Source organism: Aeromonas sp. 11P, from assembly GCF_051920165.1.
Classification (GTDB): Bacteria; Pseudomonadota; Gammaproteobacteria; order Enterobacterales; family Aeromonadaceae; genus Aeromonas; species Aeromonas veronii.
This window is the reverse complement of record NZ_JBQBDJ010000004.1, coordinates 3,219,053-3,236,562: the sequence shown is the minus strand read 5'-3', so window position 1 is coordinate 3,236,562 and position 17,510 is coordinate 3,219,053. Positions and strand designations below refer to the sequence as shown.

General features: G+C 56.2%; 11 protein-coding genes and 1 pseudogene. 6 read left to right on the top strand and 6 right to left on the bottom strand.

What is annotated here, in order from left to right:
- Positions 1 to 23 precede the first annotated feature (23 nt).
- From ACTG1P_RS14905 to ACTG1P_RS14890, 4 genes and pseudogenes are all read left to right on the top strand, one after another.
- Complete coding sequence (locus ACTG1P_RS14905; RefSeq protein ID WP_440001603.1) at positions 24 to 1,061, top strand: acyltransferase; 1,038 nt, start codon at positions 24 to 26, stop codon at positions 1,059 to 1,061.
- A gap of 293 nt (positions 1,062 to 1,354) precedes the next feature.
- Positions 1,355 to 3,397 (top strand): TonB-dependent receptor, encoded by a 2,043-nt coding sequence (locus ACTG1P_RS14900; RefSeq protein WP_440001602.1) that lies wholly within the window; start codon positions 1,355 to 1,357, stop codon positions 3,395 to 3,397.
- A gap of 64 nt (positions 3,398 to 3,461) precedes the next feature.
- Entirely contained in the window at positions 3,462 to 4,085 is a 624-nt protein-coding gene (locus ACTG1P_RS14895; RefSeq protein WP_440001601.1) for a PepSY-associated TM helix domain-containing protein, read from the top strand.
- A gap of 480 nt (positions 4,086 to 4,565) precedes the next feature.
- Positions 4,566 to 4,709, top strand: a pseudogene (locus ACTG1P_RS14890) (IS30 family transposase); the annotation flags it as partial.
- A 325-nt stretch (positions 4,710 to 5,034) separates the two neighbouring features.
- Here the strand turns inward: ACTG1P_RS14890 and ACTG1P_RS14885 are convergent.
- The 4 genes from ACTG1P_RS14885 to ACTG1P_RS14870 all read right to left on the bottom strand — a co-directional run bounded on the left by ACTG1P_RS14885 (position 5,035) and on the right by ACTG1P_RS14870 (position 12,881).
- A complete protein-coding gene (locus tag ACTG1P_RS14885) occupies positions 5,035 to 6,510 on the bottom strand; it encodes a class I SAM-dependent DNA methyltransferase (RefSeq protein WP_171275390.1) in 1,476 nt (491 codons plus the stop codon).
- Positions 6,507 to 8,354, bottom strand: coding sequence for a GmrSD restriction endonuclease domain-containing protein (locus tag ACTG1P_RS14880; protein ID WP_440001600.1), 1,848 nt, complete (start codon positions 8,352 to 8,354; stop codon positions 6,507 to 6,509). The genes ACTG1P_RS14885 and ACTG1P_RS14880 overlap by 4 nt, the downstream gene beginning before the upstream one ends.
- A gap of 109 nt (positions 8,355 to 8,463) precedes the next feature.
- On the bottom strand, positions 8,464 to 10,035 hold the full coding sequence (locus ACTG1P_RS14875; protein WP_171275388.1) for a restriction endonuclease subunit S: 1,572 nt from the start codon (positions 10,033 to 10,035) through the stop codon (positions 8,464 to 8,466).
- Entirely contained in the window at positions 10,035 to 12,881 is a 2,847-nt protein-coding gene (locus ACTG1P_RS14870) for a type I restriction endonuclease subunit R (protein WP_440001599.1), read from the bottom strand. Before ACTG1P_RS14870 ends, ACTG1P_RS14875 begins: the two co-directional genes overlap by 1 nt.
- A 190-nt stretch (positions 12,882 to 13,071) precedes the next feature.
- Here ACTG1P_RS14870 and ACTG1P_RS14865 point away from each other — a divergent pair, with 190 nt between their 5' ends.
- A complete protein-coding gene (locus ACTG1P_RS14865) occupies positions 13,072 to 14,061 on the top strand; it encodes a phospholipase D family protein (protein ID WP_440001598.1) in 990 nt (329 codons plus the stop codon).
- Positions 14,062 to 14,242: 181 nt separating this feature from the next.
- Here ACTG1P_RS14865 and ACTG1P_RS14860 read toward each other — a convergent pair whose 3' ends face one another.
- Entirely contained in the window at positions 14,243 to 14,689 is a 447-nt protein-coding gene (locus tag ACTG1P_RS14860; RefSeq protein ID WP_440001597.1) for a recombinase family protein, read from the bottom strand.
- Positions 14,690 to 15,055: 366 nt separating this feature from the next.
- Between ACTG1P_RS14860 and ACTG1P_RS14855 the strand changes: the two genes are divergently transcribed.
- A complete protein-coding gene (locus tag ACTG1P_RS14855; RefSeq protein ID WP_130632757.1) occupies positions 15,056 to 15,271 on the top strand; it encodes a hypothetical protein in 216 nt (71 codons plus the stop codon).
- A gap of 62 nt (positions 15,272 to 15,333) precedes the next feature.
- Here the strand turns inward: ACTG1P_RS14855 and ACTG1P_RS14850 are convergent, their stop codons facing one another.
- Positions 15,334 to 17,487, bottom strand: coding sequence for a nuclease-related domain-containing protein (locus ACTG1P_RS14850; protein ID WP_440001596.1), 2,154 nt, complete (start codon positions 17,485 to 17,487; stop codon positions 15,334 to 15,336).
- Between the last annotated feature and the right edge of the window lie 23 nt (positions 17,488 to 17,510).

Genomic DNA, 17,510 nt, shown 5'->3' with positions numbered 1-17,510 from the left:
AACCCCTGTAACGACGAGCCACCATGCGTATTTCCAGTATCGAGTGCGGGCGGGTACTGGCCATTCTGGCCGTGATGACCATTCACGTCTCCCCCTTCGCCAATCCGTTCAATCCCGCCCTGTGGGGAAGTGGATCCTGGCTCTGGCTGAGCGGCACCATCAACCAGTTATGCCGCTTTGCCGTGCCGCTGTTTTTCCTCTGCGCCGGTTACTTTCTGCAGCCGAGACTGAGTCGCGAGGCGCCGTTGACCGTGGCCTGGCACTACTGCCGCCCCTTGCTGTTGCTCTGGCTGGTGTGGAGTCTGGTCTACCTGCTGGTGCCGTTCAATCCACTGGATGCCGTGCAGCAGGGCTATCTGGCCTCCCTGCGCGGACAGTGGCAATTCCAGCTCGCCGACCCCTTCAACGGCTGGTTGGTGGGCGGCATGATCCATCTCTGGTTCCTGCCTGCCCTGATCATGGCGGTGAGCCTGCTGGCACTCTGCTACCGGCTGGGTAGGCCAACGCTCGCCCTCTGGCTGGGTCTTGGCCTTTACCTGCTGGCGCTGCTGGGGGGCTCCTATGCCAAGCCACTGCTGGGCGCCGAGTGGCCACTGCTCACCCGTAACGGCCCCTTCTTCTCCCTGCTGTTTGTGGCGCTCGGGGCCCTGCTGCGCCAGCGTCAGTGGCAACCCGATGCCCGCACCGGCTGGCAACTGCTGCTGGGGGGCGTGGCGCTCTATGGATGTGAAGCCTGGGCGCTGCTGCACTTCGCCGCGGTGCCGCTCACCCGCCACGACTTCCTGCTCGGCTCCCTCCCCTGGGCTCTCGGTCTGTTTGGCCTGCTGCTGGCCAACCCCGAGTGGGGCAAAGGCAGCTGGCTTGAGCGCCAGGCTCCCAAAGTGCTCGGGATCTACTGCCTACACATGATGCTGGTGGTCTGGCTCTTCGTGTTTGGCCCGCAGGGCGCATCCATCCTGTGGGAGATCGCCAAGGTGCCGCTGCTGCTGGGATCGTCTCTGCTGGCCTATCGCCTGCTGGCGGCCCAGCCCCTCACCCGCCGGCTGCTGCGTACTCGCTGAGTCCGATATCCGGCCCGTCCTATCGGGCCGGATACCTCTTCACGTTTAGCTCCTTTCTCTTCCGCTACGCCCTTTTTCCCTCGCTTCGTTCTCGCGGTTTGCTGCAATGGCTCTGCTTTTCAGCCGAGCTCCCCCGACCGCACAACCCGCCTCCAATACCCCTCTCCATTTTCACCTTGCTAGACAAATGAAAATCAATATCATTGGCATCCCGCTTGAGCGGGTCAGGCTAATTATAATTAAATCAATATGTTCGAGCCGTCAGGTCGACATCCAAAGAGTCAATATTGAATATGCAGCACCCTCACTTTCGCAGAACGCTGGTCTCGCTGGCACTGCTGGGCACCGGCTTCACTGCCCAGGCCGCCGATGAAACCATGACAGTGGTTGGCAAACGCTCCCAGCAGCAGGAAGTTGCCACCGCAACCCGTACCAATACGCCAGCCAAGCTGGTTCCCCAGACCATCGACAGCGTCAAGGTCAGCGAGCTGACCGCTTTCGGCCAACCGACGCTGAGTGAAGCCCTGAGCGGCATTCCCGGGGTCAACGCCAGCGGTGATACCCGCTTCGACGGGGTCAATATCCGCGGCTTCAGCGCCAGCAACGACTTCTATCTCGACGGGTTCCGCGACGACATGCAGTACACCCGGGATCTCGGCAACATCGAGCGGGTGGAAGTACTCAAGGGCCCGGCTGCCGTGCTCTACGGCCGCGGCAGCACGGGGGGCATCGTCAACCGGGTCAGCAAGAAGCCGCAGAAAGGACAGGAGTCCAGCATCACCGCCCGGGTCGGCAGCTTTGACAGCCAGCGGCTGGCAGCCGACCTCAATGGCGAGGCGAGTGAGCAGGTGCAGTTGCGCCTCAACATGGCGCAAGAGGACAAAGATAGCTTCCGCAACGGCGTGAAGAGCAAGCGCACCCTGCTGGCACCTTCCGCCAACTGGGAGATCAGCGACAACCTCAACTGGCTGGTGCAGTACGAGCGCAACGAACATGACCGCACCCCGGATCGCGGCATTCCCGGGGTCAATGGTCGTCCGGCCGATGTGCCGCGAGAGTATGTCTACAGCGACACCAGCCGCGACTTCATCGATGACGTGGCACAATCCACCCGCTCACGCCTCTCCTGGGATATCAACGATCAGTGGCAGCTGCGCCAGCAGCTCGGTTACTCCACCCTCGACAGCCAGTTTGACAACACCTATGTCACCAGCGTCAAAGGGGATAAGGTGACCCGCTCTCGCTGGCAGCAGGATCTGAAAGCGAAGAACCTGATCAGCAACACCGAGGCCGAGGGGCTGTTCCAGACCGGCCCGGTGGAACATCGCCTGCTGGTCGGCTTCGAGCAAAACTGGCAGGAGCGCACACCCAAGCTCTACCAGAACGCCACCGCCATCCCGTCCGGCAACCTCTACGATCCTGGCTCGCTGCCTACCTACAATGGTGCCATGAAGCTCTCCAGCGACGCCAAACACAAAGTGCGCGGCAATGGCCTCTATCTGCAGGATCAGCTCAGCCTGGGTGACTGGCATCTGGTGGGCGGGCTGCGCCGTGACGACTTCACCGTCACCAGTCGCCGCTACGACCTCAACAAGGAGGAGAGCGTCTCGGTCAACAGCCTGAGCCCGCGCCTCGGTCTGGTGTGGAATCCCCTCGAGGATCACGCCTTCTACACCTCCTACAGCAAGACCTTCACTCCAGTGGGTGGCGAGCTGATCGGCATCACCCCGGGTGACAAGAACAACGGGCTGGAACCCCAGCACACCCGTCTCTACGAGGGTGGTGTGAAGAGTGACTGGCTGAACGGCAAGCTGGCGACCACCCTCTCCCTCTATCGACTGGAGATGTACAACAAGCGCACCAAGGATCCGCTGGATCCCACCAAGGTGATCCTCACCGGCCTGCAGCGCACCGAGGGGGTCGAGCTGAGCGCCCGCGCCGAGCTGACCGACGAGCTCTACCTGCGTGGCGGCTTCGCCATTCAGGATGCGGAACAGGTCAAGGCGGATGCGGATCTGCAGGGCAAGCGCCCGATGAACGTCTCCCGCCAGAATGGCCAGTTCTACCTCGGCTACCAGAGTGGCGAGCAGGGCTGGTTCGGTGAAACCGGCGTGACGGCGGTGGGCGATCGCTTCGCCGACAACGCCAACACCACCACACTGCCCGGTTACGCCCGCTTCGATGCGCGCGCCGGTTATCGCTGGCAGCAGTGGGAAGCCGAGCTGAGCGCCGAGAACCTGACTGACCACGAGTACTTCGTCAGCGCCACCAGTGCCAACCAGATCATGCCGGGCACGCCCCGTCAGCTGAGCCTGACCGGTACCTACCGTTTCTGATCTCTGTGACAACCACCCCGACTGGCCAGCCCTTGCTGGCCAGTTTTTTTATGAAGCAACCACGATGAAACGCAGAAGAGTTCCCCTTCACAACAACAAATGGGTACGCCGCCTCCATGCCTGGGCCGGTTTTTTTACCCTCGCCCTGATGCTGATGTACGGCATCACCGGCCTCTGGCTGCAACACCGTGCCGTGTTGCCGCTCCCCGGCCCGCACACCGACAAATCGAGTGAAGAGATAGTGCTCGAGGCGCCGCTCACCAGCCCGGAGCAGCTGAAAAGCCTACTGCAACAGCGCTATCCCGATACCTTTGCCGACGGGCGAACCATGATCACCCCGGCCCAGACCCTGCCCACCCCGAACGGCCCGCTCACCCTGCCCGCCAAGTGGGAGATGCGCGGCGTCACCCTCAGCCAGAGCGTGGCCGCCAGCTATGTCGAGGGCACCCTGCTGGTGCGCACCGATCTGCAACTGGCCAACGTTGCCGCCAGCCTCAACCGGCTGCACCGCGGCATGGGTACCGGCCTCGGCTGGCAGCTGTTTGGCGATATCGCCGCCCTGGCCCTGCTGCTGCTCGCCCTCACCAGCCTGTTTATGTGGACCAAGCTGCACGGCACACCCAGAGCCATCATCGCGCTGACACTCGCTGGCAGCCTCGGCACCCTGCTGTTTGCCCTGCTGGGATAGTGCGGCAACCATGTTCTGATGCAGCAAGGTTTGGAAAAAAACCACAATAGAAACAGGCCGCTGGCGGTGATGCCGTCAGCAGCCACATCAAGAAAAGGAAATAACGGAGAGCGGAAAAAGAGAAGGGATACCAAGAGGTAACGGGAAGTACTGACAGCTCAACAGTGACGCCCCAAAAGCGCAGGAACGCCAAAAAACAAAAGGCCATCATTGCTGATGGCCTTTTGTCATGAATTTGATGGTGCCGGGGTCGGACTCGAACCGACACGGTTATTCACCGGCGGATTTTGAATCCCGAAACAACGGTTGAGATATAACTGTGGCAGTTATAAGCCATTGATTCAAGTCGATCTGGTTATTTTTGGGTGCGTACAGTTTCTGGTGGTTTGCACTGAATTACACGAAATTGCACGAAAACGGGAAGCAAAATAGAGACTCGAATCGGGGTCCCTGCATATCAAATCAAAGACCAAAGACGTGTTCATCCCAAAGGGAAAAGAGCTGCGAGAGATCACGAACGAAGAGGTTAGACGAGCGGAGCAATTGCTCAACTGGCGGCATCGGAAATGTCTCAGGTTCAGGCAACCTGACAAGGTATTCGAGGCGTATCTTCCAACTGCATAGGCGGGTGTCGCATTTCTAAGTTAAATTCGCGACTCACAGCCATGGATTGATGGCTTGGCAACCCAACCCGGGGGCGATTCACTATGAGTTTGATAGCCAGCACTAGGTACAGCAAGGCTCGCAGCGATGCGAGCCTTATTTACTTTTGAAGCGGGCTAGCATCAACCCCGGCGCACACGTGGCATCGGCATCCCTTTCTGTGGTTCACTCGGCCAGTGAACCACATAGTACGAATATTGAATGCGCGCAAAAAGCGACCAAGTTTCCGAGGTTTCAGCGTCCAATTTTCGCCACCCCGAAGTTTGTGTACCAATCAACCCCTGTCTTAGTTCAACCCTTTGAGAATCTCACGGAAGCTGTTTAGCCCTGCTTCAATATTATCGATAATCGCCTCAGCCAGCTCGTCCGGTTCCGGCAGATTCTCCAAATCAGTCAGCGAGTTGTCCTTGAGCCAAAAGATATCGAGGCTGGTTTTGTCGCGGGAGAGGATTTGTTCAAGACTGTACTTGCGCCAGCGACCTTCAGGGTTGTCAGTCTCGTGCCAAGATTCTTGACGATCGTGGCGGTTCTCCGGGTGATAGCAGGCGATGAAATCTTGCAGATCCTCGAAACGCAGCGGCTTCCTCTTCAACGTATGGTGGATGTTGGTGCGGTAGTCGTAGATCCAGACATCTCGCGTCCACGGTTCCTTGCGGGCCGTTTTGTTGTCGAAGAACAGTACATTGGCCTTCACGCCCTGCGCGTAAAAAATGCCAGTGGGTAGGCGTAGAATCGTGTGCAGATCAGTGGTTTCCAGCAGCTTCTTTCGTACCGTCTCACCAGCCCCACCCTCAAAGAGCACGTTGTCCGGTAGCACCACCGCTGCTTGGCCAGTGGTCTTGAGCATGCTGCGAATGTGCTGAAGGAAATTAAGCTGTTTGTTCGAGGTAGTCGCCCAGAAGTCCTGGCGGTTATAGGTCAGCTCGTTGGTTTCGTCCTCCCCCTCAGCGTTGGTAAAACTCATCGAGCTTTTCTTGCCGAACGGCGGATTAGCCAGCACATAGTCGAAGCGCCGCCCGTCATCGGCGATCAGCGCATCGTTGGGGGAAATACGGCTCTGGCCGTCGATCTCGCCAATGTTGTGCAGCAGCATGTTCATCAGACAGAGGCGACGCGTACTGGCGACGATCTCGTTGCCATGGAAGGTGGAGGTCTTGAGGAAAGCTTTCTGTTCCTTATCCAGCGCAGGATTAGCAGCCAGATAGTCATAAGCCGCAAGGAAGAAACCGCCTGTACCGCAGGCAGGGTCAGCGATGGTCTTACCCGGTTCGGGGCGCATGCACGCAACCATGGCTCGAATCAAGGCGCGAGGAGTGAAGTACTGACCGGCACCGGACTTGGTGTCCTCAGCGTTTTTTTCCAGCAGCCCCTCGTAGATGTCGCCCTTCACGTCGGCGCCTAGCTTCACCCAGCGGGTTTCATCGATCATTGAGATAAGGCGAGTCAGCTTGGCGGGGTCCTGAATCTTGTTCTGCGCCTTGGTAAATATCTGCCCGAGCAAGCCAGGCTTGCTACCCAGTACGCGCAGCAGAGTGACGTAATGGATCTCCAGCTCCACGCCGCGCCGGCTGGTTAGGCTTGACCAGTCGTAGCCTGCGGGAATACCTATGTCGCGCTTGTGCGGCGGCTTGGCATATTCATCAGCCATCTTCAGGAAGATCAGGTATGTCAACTGCTCAAGATAGTCGCCGTAGCCCACCCCGTCGTCGCGAAGAGTGGTACAGAAACTCCAGACTTTGGAAACAATGGCATTAGTACTCATTCAGCAACCTCGAAATCTTCGTTATCTGTATCCTCTTCATTACCATCCGACATGGCAATAGTCATATCGGCCTGTTTGCCCATGGCCTGGGCGACGATGGCCAGCAGGCTTTGCTGGCGCAAGGCGAAAAACTGCTCGAAATCGTCCTCGCGCAAGCTCTGCGGGGAGATGAAGTGGGACTCTAGGATGTCATTCATGGCGTCGTCGCCCATCTGCACCTGGGCGTGCTCCTGCACGCTCTTCAGGTAGCTGGAAGGTGCCTTGCCGCCAATCATGCGGTTGGCCTTGTAGGAAATGGCCGTCTTGTTGATGACTGAGTTATAGGTCGCCGGTTTGATACCATTCGCATCACACCAGGCCTTCGGGAAGATATGATGTATGTCCAATGCGATCTCTTCGAGATCCAGCTCCTGGATGCGGGCCTTCCAGAAGAAGTCACGGGCACCTTCCCGCTGCACCAGCACATTAAGACCCTTGTAAGCGGCACTAAGGCGCGAGCGCAGGGTCAGCAGACGATTGGACTGGAAGGCTGCCTCATAGACAGTACGGGGAGTTTCGCCCTTGCCGCCGATCCAGGCCAACAGGTCCTCCAAATCGTTGGCGATTCGGGTCTCCACCGCGCCGCCGTACAGCTCGCCGAACACGCCACACCAGAACCACTGGCTTAGCTTGTCGTGGATACGCGGTTCCAACCAGCGCTCTTCAAGCATGGCCAACACGGCGGCTAGCGGCACGATCTGCGTACGATAAGGAAGGTCGCGGACAGTGAAGAAGCATTCCTTGCGCAGGAACTGAGCGGCTCGTTTGAAGCCCTGCTCGACGGTATCGGCCCAGCGCTCATACTCGACCAGTTTGAGCGACAACAGAGCAGAGCGCTTGGCGCTGACTGCCGCCGCGAACTTTCCGGCCTTGCCAGCCGCAATATCTGCCTGGCGTCGCTCATAAGAATTAAGCAACGACACGGCCTGAAGGAAGTCTGTTGGCTCGATTGACATTAGCAAATGCTCTTTGAGCAGCCGGCTGCGGCGGCCAGGCACCTTGCGAAGTTCGCTGCCATACCAGTCATCACGCAGATTGAAGTTGTCGGCGGCAAAGGTGGCAGTGATCAACTCAAACACCGAGAGCGGCACACCACCGGTATTTACTTTTTCAAACACCAGACACACCGCTTCCTTACTGGTGGTCTTACCGAGGGCAATAACCGGCAGTTGGTAGCTACGGAAGGCGTTTAATACATGCCTGCGAAACAGCATGTAGGTACCGAAGTGCTGAGGAGCGAATTCCTGCAAACTTTCCTCCCAAGCATCAGAGTTGAGAATCTGATTACAAGGGAAGAACAACTGCTCACATTCAAGCTTGATGTTGGAAAGGTCCAGCGCCACATCACGGCCAAAATTGGTCTTCAGTTGACGGCTCTGTTCAACGGCAATAATCGCGTCTTCCAGTTGCTCGACTTCCAGTGCTTTTTGAATGTCGATGTAGTAATAGCGGTCGATGCGCTTACCCTTCTCATCGAATGTCTTTACCGGCTTGTTCAGTGCCAGTACCTGGGTCAGAGAGGTCAGACGCTGCTGGCCGTCGAGGATCAGCTTTTCCGGCTCGGGAATCCCTTTGGGGAAATCGACGTTCTCGATGGGTCGCACCTGGAAGCGCACCTCACCGCCGGTATCCAACAGCATCACCGCGCCGACCGGAAAGGAGCGTGCCACGCTGACCAGCAGGGAGCGCACATGGCTGTCGTCCCACACCCAGCCGCGCTGGAAGTCGGGCAACTGGACCTTGCCGGTGATGATGTCCCGGATCATGTCCGGTAGGGCAACCTTGGTGCTGTCGAAGGTGCTCATCGAATGGAACTCCTTGAATACGGATAGGCATGGCCTTCAGTGGCCAGGTGGAATGAATGCAGTCGGCAGGTTGTCCGACCTGAGTAGCAGGGCAGAAGTTGCTGGCCGCTCATACCGATGTGGCGACCTTGCGCCCCCGCTTTCTGGCGGGCTGCTGAGCTGTGCGCTCTGAGCTGATGCGCTCCAGCAGCACGCTAGCCGGCTCGTCGTCGGGGTTCTGCGGAACCAGTTGGCCGGAGAAGGCCTTTTTCAGGATGGACTGACGTAGGGCTTCGGTCTGTTGCAGGGATTCGGCGATAGTCTTTTCGAGCTGGTCGAGGTTGGAGAGCTTTTCATCCAGCGCCCTAGAAAGTTGCTCCTGCTCTTTGGCACCACAAAGCGGAATGATGGCGTCTCGGCATATTTCGAGCGTCAGGTTGAACTGGCCTGCCGTGGCTTTTGACTTGCTCATCATACGGCGGACATTGATCTCGCTCGATAGGAATGCGGCCAGCAGCTTGCTCTGAATCAGCTCGCTCCGGTAGATTGCAATCGCCTGGTTAATGTTCCACTCCGGATAGGTTGCAGGAACAATTGAAACTTTTCCAAGGGGAGGGCCAACAATGTTCATGAGAACGTCGCCGGGATAAACCTTGGATCTCGCAAGAAATCCATTGTGGGTGTCTCGGCTGACAAAAGTGGGCGATATCGTGAAGTCTAAAACCCCGGTTTTGGTGAGGTTGTAGACTTTGATGAATGGGATCTCCCCAGCCCCGTCGAAAAGTAATTCCTTTCCAGGGGTTGTTCCCTTGGTTATGAAGTCGCTGATAGCCTCAGCCTTGACATAAATCCATCCATCTGGAAGCTCTGACAACTCTGTCAGCTCTTCAGCTGTTAGCGTCGGCAGCGCCTTCGGCTCCTTCGGCTTTGTCGGCTTGCGGCCGGTCTTGCCGTTGGCTTCCCAGGCCTTCTGCGCTTCCTTCCATTCCGCCAACTGTCGCTGATAGCGTGCCTCGCGCTCTTGCTGGATGCGTGCCAGCAACGCCTCGGAGCTTTCCAGCTTGTCGGGATTCTGTGCTCGCCATTTGGCGGTCAGCTTGCCCTCGAAGGCGTGCTTGAGCAGGGCCTGGCGGTAGACCTTGAGCTGCTGCTGGGCAGTGCGCAGGTTTTCCACGCCCTTGTCGAGTTCGGAGAACAGCTCTTCAAGTTTGGCGACAATACGCCTTTGCTCTAATTCCGGTGGAAGTGGCACAGGCATTCGGCTGAATGCCGCTCCAGAGATCTCCTTGAAGGTCGTCCCGGTAGCCAATGATTCGGCTAACTGTCTCGCACTTTTAAAGTAGTAGTAGATGTATTCACTAAATATCCCTAGAGCAGGAATCAGACTCTTAAAGCCTTGGTTAGTGCTGATTGCATTCGCGCTGATAACGACATAGCCAATTGGTGCGCGAGATGAGAAGTGGACACTGCCTGCAGGCATAATCACAGCAGGGCTATTCTTTAGCCCCTCGAGACTGAGCGACTTGGCGCCTTTGGAAATAAATTTCGATGAGTAGCCCGTCAGATCGGATGGGGAGATCCAAGCAGTATCGCTTCCCCAATAGCGTGGCTCTTTGGTCGAGGGTGTACCTCCAGAAACCACGCTGCCGAGTTCCGAGACGATTGTCCATATCCAGCTTTCAGGCAAATCTACTTTCTGCATCACGCCACCAACGCCTCATTGATCTCATCCAGCACCGCCTCGTAATCGTCGCCGAACTGCTCATAGAACTCGCCCAGCCCGCCCGCGCGGTCGAAGGGTGCAAAGTCTAGGGCCTGCGTGTCGATATGTACAGAGCATGCTATGTGGTCACGGATCATCTGCAGCCATTTCATCTGCTGCTCGCTAAACTTCTCGCCCTTGCCTGCGTGGCGCTTGAAAATCCAGTTTTTGAAATTGCGCGCCACAGTATCTTCGAAGGTCGTCAGCTTCTTATCCAGCCCGCAGACGCGGCGGATCAACGCAACCAGCGCAGTGAGATCACTAACTGGGTGTTTGCCCTGGTACTCCTCCAGCCTGGCATAGGCATGCCAGACAGGCAGTGGCGCGAGCTTGGGACGGTCGGCCTTGAGCAAGTCGAGCACCGCACGCAACTGCTCGAAGGTGACTTCGCGGCGGCGCTGCGGCTCGCCGAAGTAAATGGTCAGCGCATCCAGTTCATCGCGGTGCGCTTCCAGCCAGCTTGCGAACTCCTCGGTCTGCTGACGTGCGACCTCTGCGCTGTCGGCCTGCCAGCCGGCATGCAGTACCTCATCTAGGGTGTCGTGGTCGATAAGCTGTTCGCGCTCGCGGCGGATACTGTCAAGCAGCTCGATCAGCTCTCCGTTGAACACCTTGGCGGCTTCTTTGACCAACTCGGCTTGTGCCTGATCGCGCAGAGCATCGCCGGGGTCACAGCCCTCGGGCTGGCCGGCCAGCTCAAGGGCGCGCGCTTCGACCAGGTCGGCATCAATGGCGTTGAATAACCGGGCAACAATGTGGCTGAGTGGTTTTCCGCCGGTATGAGCTTCCACCTTTTTGTGCTCGGTTGGCTCAAGTTGCTTCGCTAGCCGCGCCAGTCGACCAGCTAGGGAGCTGACGGTATCACTGTCGCTGGCGCCGAGCATAACGCCCATGGCAAGGTCCTTGAACGGAACGCTGGGCTTGGTGATCAGTGGCTGACTGGCAGTCTTCAGCGATTTGGTAACGCCAATTGCATCGACGATGACGTAGTGGGTCTTGGCGGTCTTCGCTGCAGAGGAGACCTTTTGCAGATCGTCCTTGTCGAGGGTGCGGGTGCCGCGCCCTTTCATCTGCTCGAAGTAGTTACGGCTCTTCACATCGCGCATGAACAGCAGACACTCCAACGGCTTAACGTCTGTTCCCGTGGCAATCATGTCCACAGTGACGGCGATGCGCGGGTTGTACTCGTTACGGAACTGGGCGAGGACCGAACGGGGGTCTTCGCCCTCTTCAATGACATTGCCTTCGACATCCTTGCGTCCGTCTACAACCCGGTAGGTAACCTTCTTGCAGAAGGCATTGCCCTCGCCGAACTCCTCGCGCACACACTGGATGATGTCATCGGCATGGCTGTCGGTCTTGGCAAAGATCAGCGTCTTGGGCACTTGGAAAGTGCCATCTAACTCATGGCGGTCGGAGAATATCTCCGGCAGCTTGTCGCGGAAGGTTCGGATGATGGTGCGAATCTGATCGGGGCTGACGATGTCACGGTCGAGCTGCTTGCCACTGTAGGACTCATCCTCATCCTGCTGCTCCCATCGCTTGCGGCGTGTCAGGCGTTCGCGCAACTCCACCTGCTGTTCAGCTTTGAGCTGGCTACCCTGTTTAGTGACAACGGTTTCGATCAGGTAGACCTCGTTGCCTACGTTGACGCCATCGGCCACCGCCTTCTCGTGGCTATAATCGCTGACCACGTTTTTCTTGAAGAAGCCGTAGGTACGGTTATCCGGGGTGGCAGTGAGGCCAATAAGACTGGCATCAAAATAGTCGAGCACCTGCTGCCACAGGTTGTAGATAGAGCGATGACATTCGTCGATGAAGATGAAGTCGAAGAATTCCGGTGGGATGGTCGGGTTGTAGGCCACCGGCATCGGTTTCTTCGGCTGGGTTAATTGCTCCGCCGGGCTGCGCTCTTCTGCCGCTTCGTCCAGCTCCTCCCCCTTGAGAATTGAGTACATGCGCTGGATGGTGCTGACACAGACTAGGCTGTCCTTGGCGATGTAGCCGGATTTGAGTCGCTGGACCGGGTACAGCTCGGTGAACTTGCGGGTGTCGTCGATTGGCAGGTAGCTCATCATCTCTTGCTCGGCCTGTTCGCCGAGGTTCTTGGTGTCAACCAGGAACAGCACGCGCTTGGCGCCTGCGTACTTGAGCAGCCGATAGATGGCGGTAATGGCGGTGTAGGTTTTGCCGGCCCCGGTGGCCATCTGGATCAGGGCGCGCGGCTTGTTGGCCTTGAAAGAATCTTCGAGATTGCTGATCGCCACTTCCTGGCAGTCGCGCAGGCGCAAGGTGCTGGCCGGCAACTTGCTCGGATTGAGCAACGGCATCGCCTGCAAACGGGCGCGCAGCGTGGCGCTTTGACCGAGCCATTCGCGCAAGGTTTCCGGACGGTGGAAGCTGAACACCTCACGGGAGCGCGGCTTGGGATCGCGGGCATCGGTGAAGCGGGTGATTACGCCTGTGGCCTCGTAAAGGAACCGCAGCGGCTCACTGGCCTTAACCCATTTCAGCTGTGCGTTCGCGTAGCCCTCGGTCTGGCTCTCAACGGCAGTGATGTGATGGCCGGCATCTTCGGGTTTCGCTTCGATCACGCCAACAGGCTTACCCTCGATGAACAAGATGTAGTCGGCAGGGCCAACACTGGTCTGCCATTCGCGTACGGCAACACCCAGGCCGGCGCTGAAATCGATTTTCTTCTTGGGTTGCACAACCCAGCCAGCTGCCGTGAGCTGTGCATCGATATTGTCGCGGGCGAGTTGTTCTGGATTCTGGTTGAGGGTCATTAAGCCGCCTTGCCATTTCCATCCTTTCAGGGAGGCTCCATGGTAATACATTTCCGTTGATTAATAAGCTGTTTGTGCTGAATCTTGACCTGTTAAAGAATGAATATGTATTGCTCCAATGTGCTCAACCTCTGAGCTCAATACATCCATACCAAATAGGCAATAACCAATAACAGACAGGGAAGATGTTATGTTCCTTTCCTCCGAAAATTACCTTGATCAAGTGAAACTACTGACCGGTAGCAGCCAAAATCTGTCCCTGGCAGTTGCCTTCTGGGGCAATGGTGCCGAAAAATTGTTCGACGATTGGCAGGGCGGAAACCTGAAGATTCTCTGCAATCTGAGCAATGGGGGGACCAATCCCCATACGGTTAGACTGCTCATGGCGTTGCCGGGAGCTGAAGTGCGACAGGCCAATGACCTGCATGCCAAGGTCATGTTGGGCGAGTCGGCAGCTCTGATCGGCTCGGCAAACTTCTCGGCTAACGGCCTTGGTTACGAAGGCAGTGAGTGCAGTGGCTGGCAGGAGGCCGGTGTGCGAATCGACGCGCCCTCCCAGCTTGCCTCTATCCGCACCTGGTTTGACCGGATGTGGGAAGTGAATAGGGGTAATACAATCAGCGACCAAGATTTGCTCAACGCCCAAGTGAACTGGAATAAAAAGCGCACTGCAATCCCAGAAGCCAATGTGGGAGCCCGCCTGCTGGAACAATCCCTCTCCGCCATCAAGGGGCGACCGATTTACCTAGCAATCTACAGATGCTCAGCCAGTGAAAAAGCATTGCAGGACTTTGAGTCCGTAAAGGAAAAGGTGCAGCAAGCAGGCGGACGCACCCAAGGAGCGCTGGATTTCTTCGAAGACTGGCCCGATGAAGGAAACAATAGTCTACCAAAGGACGGACAGATCATCTGTGTCTACAGCGGCACCAAAGGCTCTGTCAGGGTTGAAAACATCTGGAAGCGAACGCCAGCACTCGACACAGGCAACATCCAGATCCTTACCAGAGAATCCTTGGCTGGTAGCTGGACCCTTGAACGGGGAGATCAGGACACACTGGCTAAGCGTCTAAAGCCTTGGCTGGATACACTAAACCTAAATCTCGAAGAAAATGCTCGTTGCCTCCGGCTGGATGCGTTTCTTGAGTGGGAAATCAGCCGGAATGAACACAACGGTAGCTGAACAAGGAAGTTGGAATGGGCTGGGAACTACTGATCATTACAAGCTTGATAATTACCTCATTTGGTTATAAATGGATAAATTTTCGTGATTACCCATGATATTCAGCCAAAGCAAACCAAGGTTTACAAATGACCTCGATTGGGGCCATTCAGGGTCTTTCCATGGGTTGAGCGACACCTCATCATGAAATGAATCTTTGAGACTGGCAGGCACGTTTCACGCTGGCAGACGAGATCCCGAAATGTTCGGCGGTTAATTTAATGCTCGCTGAATTCTCTTTGCGCCAAATGGCAACGGCAGCATCGTCAATTGTCTTCTCTCGCCCCAGCGCCTTACCTTCTGCCTTCGCCTTGGCAATCCCAGCCATCTGACGGAGCTTGATGTTTGAACGTTCCAATTCTGCAACAGCGGCCAACATGGTCAGCATGGCTTTGCCAATCGGCGTTGACAGATCAAACCCTTCCCGCAAACTGATGATTGAAACACCCTTGCCTTGAAGTGCCTCAACCGTATTTAACACGTCGATGGTATTGCGCCCAAGACGGTCTACCGCAGGAACGATCAGCGTGTCTCCCTTGCGTATAAACTTGAACAACTCGGCAAAGCCAGGGCGCTGTAGTGCCTTCACTCCTCCCGATACTCCCTCGTCCATAAACCAGGTTTCAACATTGTGTGCGTTTGTTCAATGCTGTGCCGTTGAGCACCAACGCTCTGCTCGCCCGTACTAACCCTGAGATACCCGATGACTGCCACGATATGCCCCTATTGCTGGCTCATTATCTATGGCTCTAAATGTAGTCATGGCTCACAATAAAAACAACAGATTTGAGCCATGTTTTTGAAGGGCTGACTATATAGCTCAAAAGGTACACACTATGAGCCACCATAAAGATAGTTAGTCTGAGTCCCGTGCCTCCTCAACACACTAAAATATTCAATGTTAGCTGTAGTATTATGAATGCACTCTGCATTGTACCTACTGGGAGAGAACACAATGGGCAATGACAATGATGACCTTATCGACGATTTCGGCGACGAGGACGAGATAGAAGAAACTCTTGAGGAAGAGGCCGAGCGGGAGTATTGGGAAAACCACGATAGTCTCGACAGTGAGTACGACCGCCCAGACCCAGAAGAGGAGCAGCGCAGAGAAGAATATCGCCGCGAACATGGTGGCGGCTTTATGAATGAACGCTGGAACCCATACTAGTTCCGATCAACATATGGTGACGTCGCCAATGACTGGCAAGCATATTTGAGTGATCTTGATATCTAAAGCAAGTCACTCCAGACCCCATCGGACTCGATCAACCTAACAAGAGCTTGCGCACTGAATCCGTCGGCATACAGAGTCTCTACCTCATTCCCAGCCTCAGCCTCATCCATCTCTTCAAACTCCCGCAGATAATGCGGTTCATCGCGCAAAGCGATCTCCATGATCTCGCGGGAGACGACGTGGAACCCATCGACAACCTCACCATCAAATTCAATCGACGTATCCACAACCCAGGCATGCAGGGCTGGCAGAGGATTAACATCACTCAGCAATAGAGCTGAACGCAACCCTTGGTCATTTTGCAGTGCTTGAAGCACAACCGGTTGCTTGCGCTTTAACTGCCTCGCCGCCTTGCGCAGGGTATTGGTTCGATGCAGCCAGACTTCATGGCGAGTTGAACGAATGAAGCCAGACTTGACCTCCAGCAGCAACACAACCCCATCCAAGTGACAGATCAGGTCCACTTCGCCAGCATCGCGCTCATCACTCAGTGGCGGTTGGTAGCCCACCACGACGTGGAATCCCCTCTGCCTTAGCGCTTCGGCAAGGGTATGTTCAATACGCTCCGTTTCGCTGCGCAAAGCTGGCCTGCGTTGTTCAACACGACGCAGGTTATTCACCGCAGCGGTCAGATTGTTCTGTTGACCGGCAACCCAGGGGAACTGAAAACTGTAGCGGCCAATCTTGTAGAACGGCCGCTCGTACAGTCGTGGTGACGGTATGCTTGGCGCTTGCCTTATCTGCGCGGATAGAGCCTGCAGATCACTGGTCCAGAACTTCAGGATGGCTTCGGCCGCCTCGGGGTCGCCCTTGGGATGCTCAGGGCTGACGGTCCAACCACAAATACGACGGATCTTATCTTTCGGTTCCGACCAGGTGATGGGAAAGCGGTTCTCACCATGCACAAGTCCTTCAAAAGCCAATTGACCCAGAGCCTTCACTGCTACACCTGAGTCATCCATATAGCGCAGAAAAGGCTGGAGAAATGCCTGCTCGAAGAACACGGTTGTCAGCTCACTGGCTAATATCACGTGGTGCAGGGCTACCTCAGCTCCATCGTTCAGTCTGACCCGCTCACCCAACCCGAAAATGGTCTGCAGGTAGAGCTGACTGCGAATGGCTTTTATGTAAGCAAGCTGATTCGCTTCGTGGTTTTCCGGCCTCCCTATGATTGCGCCAGCCATATCGGACGCTGCGAATTGCTCAATCGCGCGGTACATCCAGTAGTGCCAAAGCAACCTGCTTTTTCTCTCAGTACGCTGCCAGCGCTGTGAGCCCAAATCAGTTTTATTGAAGATGACCGGTTGTCCCGGCTTGAGCTGGTAACCGCAATCGCAGTCAAAACAGAACCAATTGATGGAATTCTCGTAATCGATTCGCTCGCGCATAGCGGCAATAAGCAGGGCAACCGATTCGAGGTTGGCAACACACTCTCGCCCCACACCTGACTGTGGAAAAAGGAGTGGCGACAAATGACGCTTGAGAGATCGGCCGAGAACCTCCTCTGTCAGTTGAAAATCACGCTCGGAACAATTCAACAGTTTGCGCGCGATAATCCGATCATAGACATCCCAATCTTCCGCACTGCTGTCTCTATCCTTAGCGGCACCAAGTTGCCCATAAGCTGTCACGCTCAAATAGGAAAGTAGCTCTAATAGCGTAAGCGACTTCAGGTGGGACTCAGCCAGTGCGATGGCTTTATCGAATGGTTCGAGTTGCTCAAGCAAGCGATCACAGACGCCGAAAAATTCGCACCAATCCTTGCTGACGAGATTGTCCCGAAGATGCTGCCAGAGCGGTGAATCGCTGCGTGTAAACAGCTTCGAGTAACGAATCGCCCAACGCAATACATCTGGATGACGAACGGCCAGATGATCCAGCAGCGCAGTGCTAATAGCATCCTCAAAATGCAAAATACGTCCCAGTGCCAAGCTTGCCAGTTGAGCACCTTCAAGATTGACTGGCTCCCACCAAAAGGATGCGGCAGCCAGTCCGGCAGCACGATTGCGAGTTGTGTATTTGCCGCTCGGACGTTGATCCAGAAAGTCGTGAAGGCACTCATCAAGTGCGGCGAATGGGGCAAGCTGCTGTACATATCCAGCAAAACGAGTCTGGTAAAACTCCTGGCATTGCCGTTCCTGGCCTTGCATATCTGGTGATCCTTTTCCTGCCG